Source organism: Citrobacter sp. Cf118 (assembly GCF_030334095.1).
Classification (GTDB): domain Bacteria; phylum Pseudomonadota; class Gammaproteobacteria; order Enterobacterales; family Enterobacteriaceae; genus Citrobacter; species Citrobacter freundii.
The window spans coordinates 1-17,193 of record NZ_JAOWES010000080.1 but is presented as its reverse complement, the minus strand read 5'-3'; the positions used below and the strand labels follow the sequence as shown (position 1 = coordinate 17,193).

15 protein-coding genes and 1 tRNA gene are annotated in these 17,193 nt (G+C 53.9%); 8 read left to right on the top strand and 8 right to left on the bottom strand.

The window, feature by feature from the left end:
* The first annotated feature begins 149 nt into the window (after positions 1 to 149).
* The 3 genes from rpoD to OGX67_RS09090 all read left to right on the top strand — a co-directional run bounded on the left by rpoD (position 150) and on the right by OGX67_RS09090 (position 5,228).
* Positions 150 to 2,009, top strand: coding sequence for an RNA polymerase sigma factor RpoD (gene rpoD, locus OGX67_RS09100; RefSeq protein WP_286526355.1), 1,860 nt, complete (start codon positions 150 to 152; stop codon positions 2,007 to 2,009).
* Between the two features lie 161 nt (positions 2,010 to 2,170).
* A complete protein-coding gene (yncE, locus tag OGX67_RS09095; RefSeq protein ID WP_071696308.1) occupies positions 2,171 to 3,220 on the top strand; it encodes a 7-bladed beta-propeller protein YncE in 1,050 nt (349 codons plus the stop codon).
* A 10-nt stretch (positions 3,221 to 3,230) separates the two neighbouring features.
* On the top strand, positions 3,231 to 5,228 hold the full coding sequence (locus OGX67_RS09090) for a TonB-dependent receptor domain-containing protein (protein ID WP_106875579.1): 1,998 nt from the start codon (positions 3,231 to 3,233) through the stop codon (positions 5,226 to 5,228).
* Between the two features lie 30 nt (positions 5,229 to 5,258).
* On the opposite strand, the gene mug is transcribed toward OGX67_RS09090, so the two are convergent.
* The gene (mug, locus tag OGX67_RS09085; protein ID WP_048218614.1) at positions 5,259 to 5,765 is read right to left on the bottom strand and encodes a G/U mismatch-specific DNA glycosylase; all 507 of its coding nucleotides are present in this window, start codon (positions 5,763 to 5,765) and stop codon (positions 5,259 to 5,261) included.
* A 125-nt stretch (positions 5,766 to 5,890) separates the two neighbouring features.
* Here mug and OGX67_RS09080 point away from each other — a divergent pair.
* A tRNA-Ile gene (locus OGX67_RS09080) sits at positions 5,891 to 5,966 on the top strand.
* Positions 5,967 to 6,186: 220 nt separating this feature from the next.
* On the opposite strand, the gene OGX67_RS09075 is transcribed toward OGX67_RS09080, so the two are convergent.
* The 5 genes from OGX67_RS09075 to OGX67_RS09055 all read right to left on the bottom strand — a co-directional run bounded on the left by OGX67_RS09075 (position 6,187) and on the right by OGX67_RS09055 (position 11,138).
* On the bottom strand, positions 6,187 to 6,510 hold the full coding sequence (locus tag OGX67_RS09075) for a DUF1889 family protein (RefSeq protein ID WP_110249007.1): 324 nt from the start codon (positions 6,508 to 6,510) through the stop codon (positions 6,187 to 6,189).
* Between the two features lie 81 nt (positions 6,511 to 6,591).
* Positions 6,592 to 8,433, bottom strand: coding sequence for a diol dehydratase reactivase subunit alpha (locus OGX67_RS09070; protein ID WP_257651748.1), 1,842 nt, complete (start codon positions 8,431 to 8,433; stop codon positions 6,592 to 6,594).
* Between the two features lie 10 nt (positions 8,434 to 8,443).
* The gene (locus tag OGX67_RS09065; RefSeq protein ID WP_257651749.1) at positions 8,444 to 8,872 is read right to left on the bottom strand and encodes a diol dehydratase small subunit; all 429 of its coding nucleotides are present in this window, start codon (positions 8,870 to 8,872) and stop codon (positions 8,444 to 8,446) included.
* 2 nt (positions 8,873 to 8,874) lie between these two features.
* On the bottom strand, positions 8,875 to 9,459 hold the full coding sequence (locus OGX67_RS09060; protein WP_003024724.1) for a propanediol/glycerol family dehydratase medium subunit: 585 nt from the start codon (positions 9,457 to 9,459) through the stop codon (positions 8,875 to 8,877).
* 11 nt (positions 9,460 to 9,470) lie between these two features.
* A complete protein-coding gene (locus tag OGX67_RS09055) occupies positions 9,471 to 11,138 on the bottom strand; it encodes a propanediol/glycerol family dehydratase large subunit (protein ID WP_048217121.1) in 1,668 nt (555 codons plus the stop codon).
* 392 nt (positions 11,139 to 11,530) lie between these two features.
* Between OGX67_RS09055 and OGX67_RS09050 the strand changes: the two genes are divergently transcribed.
* From OGX67_RS09050 to OGX67_RS09035, 4 genes are read left to right on the top strand one after another with little or no spacing between them, the layout of a single operon-like run.
* A complete protein-coding gene (locus tag OGX67_RS09050; protein WP_257651750.1) occupies positions 11,531 to 11,959 on the top strand; it encodes a GlcG/HbpS family heme-binding protein in 429 nt (142 codons plus the stop codon).
* 22 nt (positions 11,960 to 11,981) lie between these two features.
* A complete protein-coding gene (gene dhaT / locus OGX67_RS09045) occupies positions 11,982 to 13,145 on the top strand; it encodes a 1,3-propanediol dehydrogenase (protein ID WP_003024734.1) in 1,164 nt (387 codons plus the stop codon).
* Positions 13,146 to 13,161: 16 nt separating this feature from the next.
* A complete protein-coding gene (locus OGX67_RS09040; protein WP_032950260.1) occupies positions 13,162 to 13,515 on the top strand; it encodes a glycerol dehydratase reactivase beta/small subunit family protein in 354 nt (117 codons plus the stop codon).
* Complete coding sequence (locus OGX67_RS09035; protein WP_003841452.1) at positions 13,516 to 14,046, top strand: cob(I)yrinic acid a,c-diamide adenosyltransferase; 531 nt, start codon at positions 13,516 to 13,518, stop codon at positions 14,044 to 14,046.
* Here OGX67_RS09035 and dhaR read toward each other — a convergent pair.
* Positions 14,024 to 15,949 (bottom strand): dihydroxyacetone kinase operon transcriptional regulator DhaR, encoded by a 1,926-nt coding sequence (gene dhaR, locus OGX67_RS09030; protein WP_193863309.1) that lies wholly within the window; start codon positions 15,947 to 15,949, stop codon positions 14,024 to 14,026. The two genes, OGX67_RS09035 and dhaR, sit on opposite strands and share 23 nt — an antisense overlap.
* Before the next feature lie 91 nt (positions 15,950 to 16,040).
* Positions 16,041 to 17,138, bottom strand: a complete 1,098-nt coding sequence (locus OGX67_RS09025; protein ID WP_003024745.1) for a glycerol dehydrogenase — start codon at positions 17,136 to 17,138, stop codon at positions 16,041 to 16,043.
* Positions 17,139 to 17,193: the final 55 nt, after the last annotated feature.

Genomic DNA, 17,193 nt, shown 5'->3' with positions numbered 1-17,193 from the left:
ATTTAACGGCTTAACTGCCGAATATCGATCGGGAAGCCCCCGACAGCCGCACGGAGAGGCAGCGGCAAAATATAAGTATGCCCTCGTTTTGCCGTTGGCGGTTTTACCGCCCAACACCAATCAAACGAATTAAGTGTGGATACCGTCTTATGGAGCAAAACCCGCAGTCACAGCTGAAGCTTCTTGTCCAACGTGGTAAGGAGCAAGGCTATCTGACCTATGCCGAGGTCAATGACCATCTGCCGGAAGATATCGTCGATTCAGATCAAATCGAAGACATCATCCAAATGATCAATGACATGGGTATTCAGGTGATGGAAGAAGCACCTGATGCCGATGATCTGCTGCTTGCTGAAACCTCCAACAGCACCGATGAAGACGCGGAAGAAGCGGCTGCCCAGGTTCTGTCCAGCGTTGAGTCCGAAATCGGTCGTACAACTGACCCGGTCCGCATGTACATGCGTGAAATGGGTACCGTTGAACTGTTAACCCGCGAAGGCGAAATCGACATCGCTAAACGCATCGAAGACGGGATTAACCAGGTTCAATGCTCCGTTGCCGAATACCCGGAAGCTATCACCTACCTGCTTGAGCAGTACGATCGCGTAGAAGCTGAAGAAGCACGTCTTTCCGATCTGATCACTGGCTTTGTCGATCCAAACGCGGAAGAAGACATGGCGCCAACGGCGACCCACGTCGGTTCTGAACTCTCTCAGGAAGAGATGGATGACGATGAAGACGAAGATGAAGACGAAGATGAAGAAGATGGCGACGACGACAGCAGCGATGATGACAACAGCATCGACCCTGAGTTAGCGCGTGAAAAATTCGGTGAACTGCGTACTCAGTACGAAATCACTCGCGACACCATCAAAGCGAAAGGCCGCAGCCATGCTGCCGCGCAGGAAGAAATTCAGAAGCTGTCCGAAGTGTTCAAACAGTTCCGCCTGGTGCCGAAGCAGTTCGACTACCTGGTAAACAGCATGCGCGTCATGATGGACCGCGTGCGTACTCAGGAACGTCTGATCATGAAGCTCTGCGTTGAGCAGTGCAAAATGCCGAAGAAAAACTTCATCACCCTGTTCACTGGCAACGAAACCAGCGAAACCTGGTTCAACGCGGCAATCGCGATGAACAAACCGTGGTCTGAAAAACTGCACGATGTGGCAGATGACGTTCACCGCGGCCTGCAGAAACTGCAGCAGATTGAAGAAGAAACCGGCCTGACCATCGAGCAGGTTAAAGATATCAACCGTCGCATGTCCATCGGTGAAGCGAAAGCCCGCCGTGCGAAAAAAGAGATGGTTGAAGCGAACTTACGTCTGGTTATCTCTATCGCTAAAAAATACACCAACCGTGGCTTGCAGTTCCTGGATCTGATTCAGGAAGGTAACATCGGTCTGATGAAAGCGGTTGATAAGTTTGAATACCGTCGTGGTTACAAGTTCTCCACCTATGCAACCTGGTGGATCCGTCAGGCGATCACCCGTTCGATCGCGGATCAGGCGCGTACCATCCGTATCCCGGTACATATGATTGAGACTATCAACAAGCTCAACCGTATCTCCCGTCAGATGCTGCAAGAGATGGGCCGCGAGCCTACGCCGGAAGAACTGGCTGAACGTATGCTGATGCCGGAAGACAAGATCCGTAAAGTGCTGAAGATCGCTAAAGAGCCTATCTCCATGGAAACGCCGATCGGCGACGATGAAGATTCGCATCTGGGTGATTTCATCGAGGATACCACCCTCGAGCTGCCGCTGGACTCTGCGACCACCGAGAGCCTGCGTGCCGCAACGCACGACGTTCTGGCTGGCCTGACCGCCCGTGAAGCGAAAGTTCTGCGTATGCGTTTCGGTATCGATATGAACACCGACCACACGCTGGAAGAAGTCGGTAAACAGTTCGACGTTACCCGTGAACGTATCCGTCAGATCGAAGCGAAAGCGCTGCGTAAACTGCGCCACCCGAGCCGCTCTGAAGTACTGCGTAGCTTCCTCGACGATTAATCGTTTCTGTTATTAAGAAGCTCCCTCCGGGGAGCTTTTTTTTTGGGATTTTCCGCAGTGTACAAAAATTGGTAGGGGGCATTGCCCATACATGCAATTGTAAATGATATTTATTTTCATTATCATTTTTCTTTTCGTAAACAACTGTAAAGAAAAATGACATGAATTTAAAAACATTAAAAAATCAGTCCCTCTGCGCGCTTGCGATTTCACTGGCACTTTATACCGGTTCAGCCCTGGCAAAAGACTTTACTGAGGATCAGTTCGCCTCTCAGACGCTTGGTCATGGCGTTTACGAACTGGCTTATGACGCCGGACAACAGGCTATCTATGCAGCCTCTGCCCCCTCTTTCGACAAAGATAAAACCGCCGGTGAAGTGTTCCTGTTTTCAACTGAATCATTAAAAGTCGATGAGCGGATCGCCACCGAACGCCGTCCTTTTGCGGTCTCACTGGATGAACCTAACCACATTCTCTGGCTAGGTAATGCGCTGGATGGCTCACTGACCCTGCTGGATACCCGCACCCATAAAGAAGTGAAAATGCTTCAGCTTGCAGACGAAGAAAATAAAGCCCACGTTCGTGAAGTGGTGCTCGACAAGAAGCACCACCGTCTGTATGTCTCCGGTATTGGCAGTGAAAATAAAGGTGTGCTGTGGGTTGTCGACACGCATAACCAGAAACTATTACACGCCCTCAAAGGGATGGATCCGGTCGGTTTCGCCGTTGATGAAGCTGGCGATAAAGTTTACGCCGTCACTGGCAAAGGCGAACTTGTTACCCTGGATGGCAAAACGTCGCAGGTTCTGTCGCGTGTGAAGGTTGACCCCTCCGAGCCGAAGCATTACTTCCTGAACATCGCGTTGAACACGGCCAAAGGCGTCGGATTTATCGCCGATACCAACACCGCCGACGTGCTGGTAGTCCAACTGGGCAGCGGTAAAATTGTTCACCGCGTTCCCACGCCAAACTCTATCGCTGCAGTCTATAACCCTGCCCGCAACGAAGTGTATGTTACCCATCGCAATGCCCGTCAGATTAGCGTTATCGATGCCAACACTTACAGCCTGAAGCACACCATCAAAACGGCAGCAATGCCAAACAGCATGGTGCTTTCTCCTGACAGCAAAACGCTCTTCGTTAGCGTGAAGCAGGATGAAAAAGCCAACAAGGCTGACTATGTACTCAAGCTCGATTTAACCCAGTTCTGAGGAATGCGTTGTGATTAACCAGACTCGTACCGCGCTGGCGATTTCGCTCGCCCTTGCCAGCCTCCCGGCGACTGTTTTCGCCGAAGAAACCACACCAGATAATGAAGATCAACTGGTGGTCACCGCCACCGGTTTCGCACAGGAACGCCGTGAGGCACCGGCGACCATCTCCGTCGTCGGCGAGAAAGAACTGAACACCCGCTCTAACCAGAACGTCACCGAAGCCCTTCGCGAGATGCCCGGCGTATTGGTGGGTAATGGCAACGGTAGCCTTGCCACAGGCGATGTGCAGATGCGCGGCATGGACTCGACCTATACCTCCTACATGGTCAACGGCATCAAACAAGGCACCCGCGAATCGCGTCCTTACGGACACCATATCGGGACAGAGGCTGCCTTTTTACCGCCGCTTGCTGCTATCGAGCGAATCGAGGTGATTCGCGGACCGATGTCCTCACTGTATGGCTCTGACTCCATCGGCGGCGTGGTCAATGTCATCACCAAAAAAGGCTACAACCTCGATAAATGGACGGGTGTGCTGGAAGATAACTACTTCCTGCAAGAGAAGAGCGAGTACGGTAACACCAACCAGACTAATGTCTTCCTGATGGGGCCAATTATCCCCAGCAAGCTCGGAGTGAGCGTAGCGGCGGATTATCTTGATCGCCGTGATGACGACAGCATCTCCGATGAGCGCTTTGTGAAGCACCAGGCTGGCAATCTGGATGCCACCATCAACATGTCGCCGACCGACACCCAACTGTGGGATTTGAACGTCGTCAAAGGGCATCAGGTAAAATCACACAATGATAAAGCCTGGCAATGGGACTTTGACCGCGATGCCGCTTCACTTGCGCAGCATGCCTGGTACGGCGACGATCTGCTGGAAGTGAAGAACTTCATCAGCTACGAAAACGCTAAAACCGAGTATCGTGTGCCGGGCATGAGTTCGCAGTTCATTAAGCAGAAAAACTATGAAGCCAACAGCGCGAACACCTTTACGCTGGGCGACCACAAGCTGACGCTGGGGATCAACTTCACTCGTAATGAGCTGGACGACACTTTCGGCATCGAAAACAAAGAAGTGCCGGGCATAACGCCGGTCAGCAAGATCACCCGTGACGGCTGGGCCATCTTCGCGGAAGATGCCTGGATGATGGTTCCGGACTTCACCCTCACCACCTCGGCGCGTCTCGATCACGACAGCTACTTTGGCTACCACGTCACGCCAAAACTCTACGGTAACTGGACGATTGACGAAAGCTGGGCGCTGAAGGGCGGCGTATCGGCGGGCTATAAAAAACCGGACCTGCGTGAGAACAATGAAGGTTTCACCAGCGTCTACGGTTCGTATCCGTATTCCTTCATTGGGATCGGTAACGATGACCTGAAACCTGAGCAGAGCGTCAACACCGAGCTGGGCGTCTACTGGCAACAGGACACACTGGCACTGGATGCAACCGTGTTCTTCACCAAATTCAAGGACAAGATCAGCGACTACACCATCTGTACCGCAACGGCCACGCAGAAGTGCATTTACAACGGGTATGAAGCGGAAGAAGTCTCGCAGTATTTCAACGTCAGCGACGCGGAAATCTATGGCCTGGAGCTGAACGGCGACTGGCAGGTCACTACCGCGCTGAAAGCGAACGCGAACTACACCTATACCCACAGCGAGCAAAAGAGCGGTCAGTACAAAGGAGAGGCACTGAACGAGTTCCCGACGAGCATGGCCAACCTGTCTCTGACATGGAATGCACTTAACGATCTTGAACTGTGGAGCAAAGCCAGCTGGCGCAGCAATACGCCTGACATCGGCAAATCAACGTCAACCGACGCCTATGCGCTGGTCGATTTAGGGGCACGCTACCATCTCAACAAGAGCATCACATTGATGGCGGGGGTTTATAACCTGTTCGACGTGAACCCAATCTACAAAACGTCCTATAACCAGTCTTCCATCGTGGAAGGACGCCGCTACAACATGGGCGCACGCTTCGAGTTCTGACAGTGACGCCGGAGCCTAAGGCTCCGGCAGTTACAGGCCGCGCGCCTTCAACGCCACATTCACTTCCCGATACGCCTCTACCAGTTTATCCAGCGTGATCCGGCTTAACCCGCTGGGATTCGGCAATACCCATATTTGCGTCGCGCCAATGGTCAGCGTCTGTTTTCCCCACTGCGCCCCACGCTGGCTAAGCCCCTGCTCAAATGCCTGCTTCCCGAGGATAGCGAGCGCGGCTGGCTGATACTCTTCTATTTTCTCAATAAGCAGACGACCGCCGCTACGCATCTCTTGTAGCTTTACCTCATTGGCTTGCACCGTTGGTCTGTCGACAAACTTAGTCACGCCGCAGCGGAAGTCCAGCAGATGCTGTGCCTCTTCAGGTTTAAGCTGGCGATCGGTAAACCCCGCCTGATGGATAACCTTCCAGAAGCGATTAGCGGGGTGTGCAAAGGGGAATCCTGTACCTGCGGAAGATAACCCCGGATTGATGCCGCAAAACACCACCCGCAGCCCCGGTGCCAGTATGTCCTTAACCATAATTACTCCGAACAATACATCAGAGGAACAAGTATAACGGACTGAAAATACATTGTTTATAAAAACAGCATCCGTACGCTTATGTCTGGATTGCAACGCGGAGTTACTTTATAATCCACCGCCACGGCCCCTTAGCTCAGTGGTTAGAGCAGGCGACTCATAATCGCTTGGTCGCTGGTTCAAGTCCAGCAGGGGCCACCAGACTTCAAGGACTTGCGAGAAATCGCAGGTCCTTTTTGTTATTGGAAATATATGCAATTGTTGGCAAAGCCAATAATTGGATGGCTCTGAATGCGTAGCGGGGGATGGCGAGGGAATAAGGATATATCATGCGATACGCCAGCCCATATCGCTGGCATTCCATTTGGACGCCGCCATCCAGAGATGGAAACGTCCGTTAGAGTTTTATTCGATAGTCAGCTCACACTAGCTCTTTGAGCTGCTCCTGCATATAGGTTGAAAAATACTCTGGGTTCTTGATAAGGATGCGGTTACCGGAGGCAACTTTTTCTGCCCATCCGGCCACTTTTTTCGTGAACTCGGGATTCCATCCCTCCTGCTCACCCCGTGCCATCACAACTTCCGGACTCGCTGGCACACCTAAATCATTCAAATACTTTAAGATTCCCTTAGCGGTGCTTTCATCCATTGAATGGGGTACTGACGCCGAAGTGTTCATACCACCAATAAAATCCAATGCTTTCTCAATTGCTGTTGGCATGCTCTTATCCTTAAAATTAACCACGTGAGAGACACATTTATACTATGTACCCAACTCCGCCGGGATATCAAAGAGAACATCGCCTTTATTTGACTTACCCCGCAGCTAAACGCTTGCGCGACTGTTTTCTGCGCTATTTTTTGCATCTCCGGCTAAAACCAGTCCGGTTGCCACCGCATTACGCGGCCCTTCGGTACCTCGAATATTGCCCTGCCCGGCGACAACGCCGTAATGCGCCAGCGCATCGGTGATCATCTGCGGGATTTCGAAATCCAGAGAAGAACCGCCTACCAGCACCACAAAAGTCATATCGCGAATAGATCCACCGGGTGACACCTGGCGTAACGCGCGCAGGCAGTTGGTCACAAAAACCTTCTCTTTGGCCTGTCGGCGCACCAGACGTATTTTTTCCAGCGAGGTCTGGTTATCTACCGGGATCAGCTCGCCCTCTTTCAAATACACAACTTTGGCAAACACCGACGGGCTGAGCGGTTCGCGGAAAAACTCTACCGCGCCGTTCTCATGGCGAATGCTGAACAGGCTCTCCACTTTTGCCAGCGGGTATTTTTTAATTTCCTCCGCCAGAAATGCATCGCTTAAGCCCAGCTCTGTTTGAATCAACAGGCTGACCATATTCCCCGCCCCGGCCAGATGTACCGCTTTCACTACGCCATCGCTATTGATGACGGCTGCATCGGTAGATCCTGCGCCTAAATCGAGGATTGCCAGCGGCGCAGCGCATCCAGGCGTTGTTAACGCCCCCGCTACAGCCATGTTGGCCTCCACGCCACCAACCTCAACCAGAGTGTTTAACCGGGCGCTCAGCTCACTGGCGATGGCCTGCATCTGTAAGCGATCGGCTTTCACCATCGCCGCAATGCCCACGGCGTTCTCCATTGAACACTCTCCGGCGATGCCGCCCTGCACCTTACGCGGAATAAATGTATCGACCGCCAACAGATCCTGAATATGCACCGTGTTCATGTCATGACCGGTCAGCGAGGCCATCACCTTTCGCACCCGCTCCAGCATGCCGCCTGCGTGCGTACCAGCTTCCCCAGCAATATCGCGCACGGGCGCGCAGGCGCTCATCGCCTGCATAATGGCCTGCGCGCCTTGCGCTACGTCGGCTTCACCGCCACGCTTTTCACCACGGATAAAGATCTTACCCGCCGGGATCACTCTTGATTGCACATCGCCCTGCGGGGTTTTCAGCACCACGGCGGAACGGTTGCCAATCAGCGCTCTGGCGATGGGGACGATAGTTTGCGTTTCCTCGGGCGTCAGGGCAAAGAAGGTCGCAATGCCGTAAGGGTTCGACAGCACCCGCACCACCTGTCCTGGGGCCGCCACTTCCACCGCCGCCAGAACACCTTCCGGCACCTTCTCCAGCAGAGTGACTTCATCAACCACCGGCATTGGCCGATGCAGGCGATTATTCACCAGCACGCCATCATCTTTTTTCAGGATGGCCGCCACCACATTGACGCCGCGATCCAGCGCTTCATTGATAAACCAAACCGCCTCAAGGAAATCCATCTCCTCACCTACCAACGGGATCCAGCCCTGGGCAAATCGATCCTCGCTCAACGCCGCCAACTTCTCCACGGCGATGGTGGTTCCCATGCCCACGCCAACGCCACCGGGCGTTTGCGGGTTATGACCAATCATCGTCGATTCGGTAATGATGGTTTCAGTGATGGTTTCCATCGCCACATCGCCAATCACCGGTGCGGCCTCGTTGATGCAAATTTTTGCTACGTCCTGCAGCGACCACGGCGTGTTATTCAGCGCCTGCTGCAGGGACGCGACTACCCCGGCGATATTATCCCGCGTGCCTTTCATACCGGTCGTGGCGACAATCCCGCTGCCGATAAACCGGCCATCCTGCGCCAACGCCACCTCGGTGGTGGCGTTGCCGATATCGATCCCTGCAATTAACGGCATGCTGCCTCCGTCACTGGCTGCCTTTACGCAGCTTATTTCTCTGCTGGTATATCTCTGCCGATTCGCGGACAAACCCGGCGTTCACCGTGGCATGCCATGTGTGTTCCAGTTCATCGGCAATGGCCTGCAACTCGGCGAACGAAGAACGAAACGGCCGCAGCGCGTTGTAGATCTCCAGAATGCGGGCATCCGGAATCGCAATCAGTTCTGCCGCACGACGAAAATTGCGCGCCACGGCATGACGCTGCATCTGCTCGGCAATCTGCGCCTGGTACTCCAGCGTTTGCTGAGAAATACGCACATCCTGCGGTCCTACGCGGCCCGCCAGCACATTCTCAAGAGTAATGTCGGTTAGCGGCTTGCCGGTAGGCGTCTGGATTTTCTCCGGGCAGCGGGTCGCTAATGGGTAATCCTGCGCAGTCATGATGTTGTCGTTCATGGTCATTCCCTTACCAGTGCAATATGCAACGTGACAGGCGCAGCATCCTGCACCACGTGTTTGGTTTCTTTGATATGAAACAGCGCGGCCTTGGCCATAAATTTAGGGCGCACCATCTGGTCATTGACCACTGGCACCGGCGAAGGCGACTCTTTGCGTGCATATCGCGCGGCGTTTTTACCAATCTGACGATAGGTTTCCAGCGTCAGCAGCGGAGCCTGAGAGAACAGCTCGAGGTTGCTTAACGGCAGCAGATCGCGCTGATGAATCACCGTGGTTCCTTTCGACTGGATGCCAATCCCGATGCCTGAGCCGCTGAGGTTTGCCGCATCCCATGCCATAAAAGAAACATCCGAGGTGCGCAGGATCCTCACTACCCGCGCATGTAATCCCTCTTCTTCGATGCCAGCAACCAGCTCTTTCAGAATCGCGTTGTGAGGCATATCAATCAGGGTTTTATGCTGGTGCTTGCCAAAGGCCGGGCCGACGCCAATCACCACTTCATCCACGCGTTCATCCGCGTTAGCCGCCTCGCCTTCGCTCACTTGTAAGGTGAAAACCGGCTTACGTTCAGTTGTGCATTCCACAGTGTTCCGCCTTATTCGATCGAGCCGGGCTGAACCACGCCCGCAATATTTTTAATTTCCGCCCAGCGTTCGGCACTGATGCGATAGCCGGTACCAGGTCCCTGATAATCATTGATGTCGTTGACGGCGCTGACGACGTCGAACTGGCGATCCAGAATGGCCGACGTTTGCAGGTAATCACCAGTAACACGCTGTCTCAGCATATTGAGGATATTGCTGGCGATATCTTCAAAACCGCTGCAACTCAACGCGCCGACGATATCCAGCCCGGTGATATTACGCTTCATCATCTCTTCCACGGCCGCCAGATCCTCCACTACATTGCGCGCAGGCATATCTTTGCTGCCGTGAGCATAAGTAGCGGCTTCCACTTCTTCATCGCTAATCAGCGGCAGGCCCAGTTCGCGGAACACCGCCTGAATGGCGCGTGCAGCCTTATTGCGTATAGCGATGGTTTCTTCTTCAGTCACCGGACGCAGACCGCCGTCAACCATCAGATCGCGTTGCAGGATGTTGTAATCATCGAAGTCTTCAGCGTCGAAGTTCGACCCGGCAAACATGTTGTCGTAGTTGGGTACCGCGCTGTAACCGGAGAAGATAAAGTCGGTACCCGGCAGCATCTGCATCAGGGTGCGGGCAGTACGGCGAATATCGGAATGAGAAAAGGTCTGGTCATTGGCGGAGGCCACTTCAAGGTCGAGCATTGAGGCAATCAGGTTTTCCGCCAGCACCGCGCGGATCCCCGAAGGCACAGCGCCGGTCATGCCGATGCAGCTGACCGCACCGTTTTGCAGCCCCTGTACGCCCGCGCCTTTAGTGATAAAAATGCAGCGCGACTCCAGATATAGCATCGATTTACTTTCGGAATAGCCCATCAGCGCTTCCGAGCCAGTGCCGGAGGTGTAGCGCATCTTCAAGCCACGCGATGCATAAGCCGAGGCGAGAAACGCTTTGGACCACGGCGTGTCATCACCGTCGGTAAACACCGATTCTGTACCATACACCGACACCGTTTCGGCATAACTGGTTAGCCCACGCATGCCCAGCTCCAGCTCCGTGGCCTCTTCAACAGAACATTGCGTCAGCACACCAGGACGACCGCACTGGGAACCCACCAGCAGCGCCAGGGCGTTAAACGGCGCGTAGCGGGCGATGCCAACCGTCGTTTCCTGCTCGGAAAAGCCACGGATCCCCGCTTCAGCAGCGTCGGCGGCAATCTGTACCGGGTTATCTTTCAGGTTGGTCACGTGGCACTGGTTGGAGGGCGTGCGTCTGGCACGCATTTTTTGCAGCGCCATCATCATCTCCACCACGTTCATTTGCGCCATCACTTCCACCGCTTTCGCCGGGGTGATGGCAGTGGTAATGGCAATAATATCTTCCCGACTGACGTGGATATCCACCAGCATTCTGGCGATCTCCAGCGCGTCGAGCTGCATGGCGTGCTCGGCCTCAGCCACGTTAATGGCGTAGTCGGCAATGAAACGGTCGATCATGTCGAACTCGGCGCGGCTCTTACCGTCCAGCTCAACAATACGACCATTTTCCACCTTCACCGACGACGCTGGATCGTAGGGGCTTTCCATGGCGATCAGCCCCTCTTCAGGCCATTCGCCAATCAGCCCATCCTGATTTACAGGCCGCTTCGCAAGTACTTCGAATCGTTTTGATCTTCTCATGATTTATTGACTCAAAAGATAAAAAATAGGGACGCCGGGCCGCATTGCCGGGGACACAACACCCGTCATTCGCCTTTCATCAGCAATGGTCGAACTCTAAATGAGCAGAACAATAAAAAAATAAAATTAATTTCGTTCCAATTTGGTACCTAATAAAAACGCATCGTTTCATATTGAAACGCAATTCAGGAATATCCATCGTGAATTGTGACGAGGTTAAATGATCATTATCAATAAACGCAAAACCGGGAAGGTGAATTTAATATCTTTGAAATTTTCGCCCTATTGACTTAATAACGTGCGGCGAGAAAATAAGGTAAAGCCAATGATAAAAATAGCTGTTGCGCGATATGTTTCGTGACCTCAGCCCTACAACATTTTCAGGAGAAACTGTGAATAAGAGCCAACAAATTGCCACCATTACGCTGGCGTCTGCAAAAAAAATGGCGCAGGCCGTTGAGGCTAAAGCGCTTGAGATCAGCGTTCCGGTGGTCTTTTCCGTGGTGGATCGCGGTGGGAATACGCTGCTAATGCAACGCATGGACGATGCGTTTGTCACCAGCTGTGATATCTCTCTTAATAAAGCGTATACCGCCTGCTGCCTGCGCCAGGGTACCCATGAAATTACCGATGCGGTACAACCTGGTGCTTCGCTATATGGTTTGCAGCTTACCAACCAACAGCGCATTGTTATTTTCGGCGGCGGTTTACCTGTCATATTAAACGGTAAATTAATTGGTGCCGTTGGCGTTAGTGGCGGCACCGTGGAACAAGACAGATTATTAGCAGAAACCGCACTGAATTGTTTCTCTGAATTATAATTTAAATCTAAGAAGGTATATTATGAGCTATCGTATGTTTGATTACCTGGTGCCAAATGTGAACTTCTTTGGCCCCAATGCTATTTCCGTTGTCGGCGAACGCTGCAAACTGTTAGGCGGTAAAAAAGCGCTGCTGGTTACTGATAAAGGTCTGCGGGCCATTAAAGACGGCGCGGTAGATAAAACCCTCGCCCATTTACGTGAAGCGGGCATTGACGTGGTGGTTTTTGATGGCGTTGAACCTAACCCCAAAGACACCAACGTGCGTGACGGTCTCGAAGTCTTTCGCAAAGAGCATTGCGATATCATCGTTACCGTCGGTGGCGGTAGCCCGCATGACTGCGGTAAAGGCATCGGTATCGCGGCAACTCACGAAGGCGATCTCTACAGCTATGCCGGGATTGAAACCCTGACCAACCCGCTGCCGCCGATCGTTGCGGTGAATACCACTGCCGGTACCGCCAGCGAAGTCACCCGCCACTGCGTGCTGACCAATACCAAGACTAAAGTGAAGTTTGTGATTGTCAGTTGGCGCAACCTGCCGTCGGTCTCCATTAACGATCCGCTGCTGATGCTCGGCAAACCCGCCCCGCTGACCGCCGCGACCGGTATGGACGCCCTGACCCACGCCGTGGAAGCCTATATTTCCAAAGATGCCAACCCGGTCACCGACGCTGCCGCTATTCAGGCTATTCGCCTGATCGCACGCAACTTGCGTCAGGCCGTAGCGCTGGGCAGCAACCTGAAAGCTCGCGAGAACATGGCCTACGCCTCTCTGCTGGCGGGTATGGCTTTCAACAACGCCAACCTCGGCTACGTTCACGCGATGGCGCATCAGCTTGGCGGTCTGTACGACATGCCGCACGGCGTGGCGAATGCCGTACTGCTGCCGCACGTGGCGCGCTATAACCTGATCGCTAACCCGGAAAAATTTGCCGACATTGCAGAGTTTATGGGCGAAAATACTGACGGACTTTCCACCATGGATGCCGCCGAACTGGCCATCCACGCCATTGCCCGTCTCTCCGCTGACATCGGCATTCCGCAGCATCTGCGCGATCTGGGCGTTAAAGAAGCCGATTTCCCGTACATGGCGGAAATGGCGCTGAAGGACGGCAACGCCTTCTCTAACCCGCGCAAAGGGAACGAGAAAGAAATTGCCGAGATCTTCCGTCAGGCATTCTGATAGTACAGGGGGCGCAATGTCACTTTCATCACCGGGCGTACATCTGTTTTATCACTCGCGCTGGCAGGATACCCGCGTGCTTGATGAGCTGTGCTGGGGGCTGGAAGAGCAAGGCGTCCCTTGCCGGGCAATCTGTTGCGACGAGCATGACTGCGCGCTGGCATTGAGCAAACTTGCGGCCAAAAGCTCAACGCTACGTGTCGGTCTGGGTCTTAACGCCACGGGTGATATTGCGTTAACCCACGCCCAGTTGCCCGAGGATCGGGCGCTGATCCGTGGTCATATCCGCGCCGGTGCAGCCCGGCTCCGCGTCCTCGGTGCTAATGCTGGTCAACTGGTCAAAGTGCTTCCCTTCAGCGAGATAAAATAAATGTACCGCATCTACACCCGAACCGGCGATAAAGGCACGACCGCACTGTTTGGCGGCAGCCGTATCGACAAAGACGACATCCGCGTTGAGGCCTATGGCACGGTGGATGAACTGATTTCCCAACTTGGCGTCTGCTATGCCAGCACGCGTCAGGCCGGGCTACGCCAGGATCTGCACGCCATACAGAAAATGCTGTTTGTTCTGGGTGCGGAACTCGCCAGCGATGAGAAAGGACTCGCTCGCTTACAACAGCGTATTGGTGAAGAGGATACTCAGGCGCTGGAGCAGCTTATTGACCGTAATATGGCGCAAAGCGGCCCGCTCAAAGAGTTTGTTATTCCGGGGAAAAATCTCGCATCGGCACAGCTACACGTTGCGCGAACCCTGACGCGCCGACTGGAGCGGGTCCTCATCGCGATGAGCAGATCGCTAACGTTACGCGATGAACCCAGGCGTTATATCAACCGACTGTCAGACGCGCTGTTCTCGATGGCGAGAATTGAAGAAACTAGTCCAGATGCTTGCGCTTAAACTGGCTGGCATCAATGTCGTACTGCTTCATCTTGCGCCACAAGGTAGTGCGACCGATATTCAACAGTTGCGACATCTCCTGCACGCGCCCGCTGGTGACGCGGGCAGCATGGATAATCGCCTCTTTTTCGATAGCGGTAAACGTCAGACTAGCAGGCAGCAGTGAAGACGCCGTCTCCAGACCTGGACGTTCGGCAAACAAATAATCCGGTAGATTGCTCAGCCGAATATGGCCGTTATCACTGCTGATGGCGATGTTTTCGATAATGCTGTTCAGCTCAAAGTCATTGCCCGGCCACGAATAGGCCACCAGTTGCGCCAGCGCGTCGTCGTCGATCTTCAAACTGTATGAAAAGCGTTTTTTCAGGCTATTCAGCCGCGTATAAATCAGCGAGGGAATACTACTGCGCCGCGCCCGCAGCGGTGGGATCACTATCTCAAAAGAGTGCAGCGCATAATACAGCTGACGGCTAAAGCGGTTTTGCTCCACCAGATTGGCGAGATCAACCGTGGTGGTGGCGATCACTTTGACATCCACCGGAATCAGCCGACGGGCATCCAGGCGGGTTAACACCCCCTGTTTGATCACCTGTAACAGCGCGGATTGCAGCTCCGGTGCCAGATATTCAATTTTTTCCAGAAACAGCGTGCCGCCGTTCGCCAGTTCAAGACGGCTCAACCGGCCATTTTCATCGTCGGTGGGCGCACTGCCCATAAAATCCTGCCCCAGTACGCTGTTGGCATACAACTGACAGTTCACGGCGATATACGGCCCGCTGGCGCGCTCGCTTTCATTGTGAATGGCCTGACTCAGCAGTTCTTTACCAACACCCTCTTCCCCACACAGCAGGATCGGGAAACTCCCCCTCGCTGCCTGGCGTCCAAAATGGATCAAGCGGCGGGTTTCCGGATCGTCAGTCGACATCTGCTCAAAGGTGTGGCTCACCTTGCCGAGCTGGCTGGTCATCAGTTGGCGCATTTGTTCCACTGGATGCAGCAGCAGAATAAAGCTGTTGCCCTGCTCCTCAACAATCGGCTTCAGGGTAATGACGGCATCAACAAACTGATGCTGGCTTTCAAAGGTAACTTCGACGTGATTCAGACCGCGGGCATGTTTGATCGCCCGGCGCAGCAGCATGGGGAGATTGAGCAGATCGTGAATGTTTTTCCCCTGACTGGCCTGCGCATCGAGATGCAAAAGCAGCGCCGCTCGCGCATTGATGAACTGCAATACGCCCTGTTCGTTCCAGGCCATCACACCATCATCCATACTCTCCAGCAGCCCGTACATCTGGTTCAGATGGCGGTTGGATTCAGCCAGCAGGCTGTCGGTCAGCAAAGAGTTGCCGACTTCTCTGGCAATCGCCAGCGTCAGGGATAAATCAGAAACGCACTCATGCTCCACCAGACAACATAGCGAGATGGAGCCGAACAGTCGACCATGGTTATCGAAGACCGGCGTCGAGCAGAACGACCACGGATGCAGCGCCTGTTTAAAATGCTGCTCGCCAGAGGTTTTTGTCGGCTGGCCCGGCATCGTCGCCAGCGACAGGGCACAACTGCCAATGATGCTTTCTGCACAGTAGCTGCCGTCACGAAACCCAAGCTCCGCCAGCTGTTCTACCGTCTGCGGATCGCCGCAACGGCTGAGAATACAGGCTGATTCATCCAGAATCAGCAGCGCGCACGGGCGGCCGTCCATAAACTCCCAGGCATCTTCCAGCGCAGCCTGAGCAATCGTCAGCAACGCCGTCTTGCGACGACAAATCGACTCAAAGGTCAGTCCCTGCGCCTGATGCGGCGCCTGCCAGGTTTCCCGCTGCATAAACTTGCTGCAACGATGCCATGACTGGGCAATGACTGAAGAGACTTCCTTCCCGATGCTATGCGTGTGCGCCGTCATATCCCTTTCCGCTGTTTAACCATAGACAACCCCTCCGGCAGAAACTGTCAGAGGGGGAGAAGATGCCGGATAAAAACCTACCGACGACTGATTAACGCGCCAGCCACTGCTGTCCCAGCAGATCTGCCGTCAAGATAGCGGCATGTACGCTTTCAGGCGTTACCGGGAACGGCATATTGTGGATGGTTTCACCTTCTGCGCAGGTCGCTTTCGCCACGGCCATGATCTTGCCGTCAACGTCTTCTTTCACGCCCATTTCCGCTAACGTTACCGGCAGGCCGACTTTCTGACAGAAATTCAGCACGGTTTCGATCTCTTCCATCGGGCTGTTTTGCAGCACCAGTTGCGCCAGCGTACCAAAGGCGACTTTTTCACCGTGGTACAAATGGTGGCACTCTTCCAGAATCGTAAAGCCGTTGTGGATCGCATGCGCCCCTGCAAGACCGCTGCTTTCAAAGCCGATGCCGCTGAGGTAAGTGTTAGCTTCGACAATACGCTCCAGCGCATCGGTCACCACGCCAGCCTGCGCAGCAAAGCGTGCCTTCTCGCCTTCCGCCAGCAGGGTATCATAGCACAAGCGCGCCAGGCTCAGCGCCGCCACGGTGGACTGTCCGCCCGCCATGCTGGTCGCTCTGGCGTCATAACAGGCTTTCGCTTCAAACCAGGTCGAGAGCGCATCGCCCATCCCGGCCACCAGCAGACGTACCGGCGCTTTGGCAATGATCGCAGTGTCCATCACCACCATATCCGGGTTTTTCGGGTAGATCAGATACTCTTCAAACTCACCGGCTTCGGTATAGATAACGGACAGCGCGCTGGTTGGCGCATCGGTAGACGCGATAGTCGGGATCACCACCACCGGCAGCTTCTGGTAGTAACCAATCGCTTTGGCAGTATCCAGCGTTTTCCCGCCGCCAATCCCAACCACGCCGCGACAACCGTGCTGTTTCAGAATGGCAATCAGTCGATTAATTTCAACATGGCTACATTCACCGTTAAAGCGTTCCGCATGGCAGCTAATGTCGTGGCTGTGCAGGCCGTTGAGTACTTTCTCTCCCGCCAGCTTCATCACGAAGTCATCCGCAATCACAAAAAAGCTGTCCGCCAGATTTTTAGCGTATTGACCAAACAAGGTGGAAGCGTCAGGACCCTGGAGATATTTGGCTGGAGATTGAATAACTTTTAGCATTCCTTTCATCCTCAAATAAGTACATGTTTTTACATGGTGAGCCCTGGCGTTAACC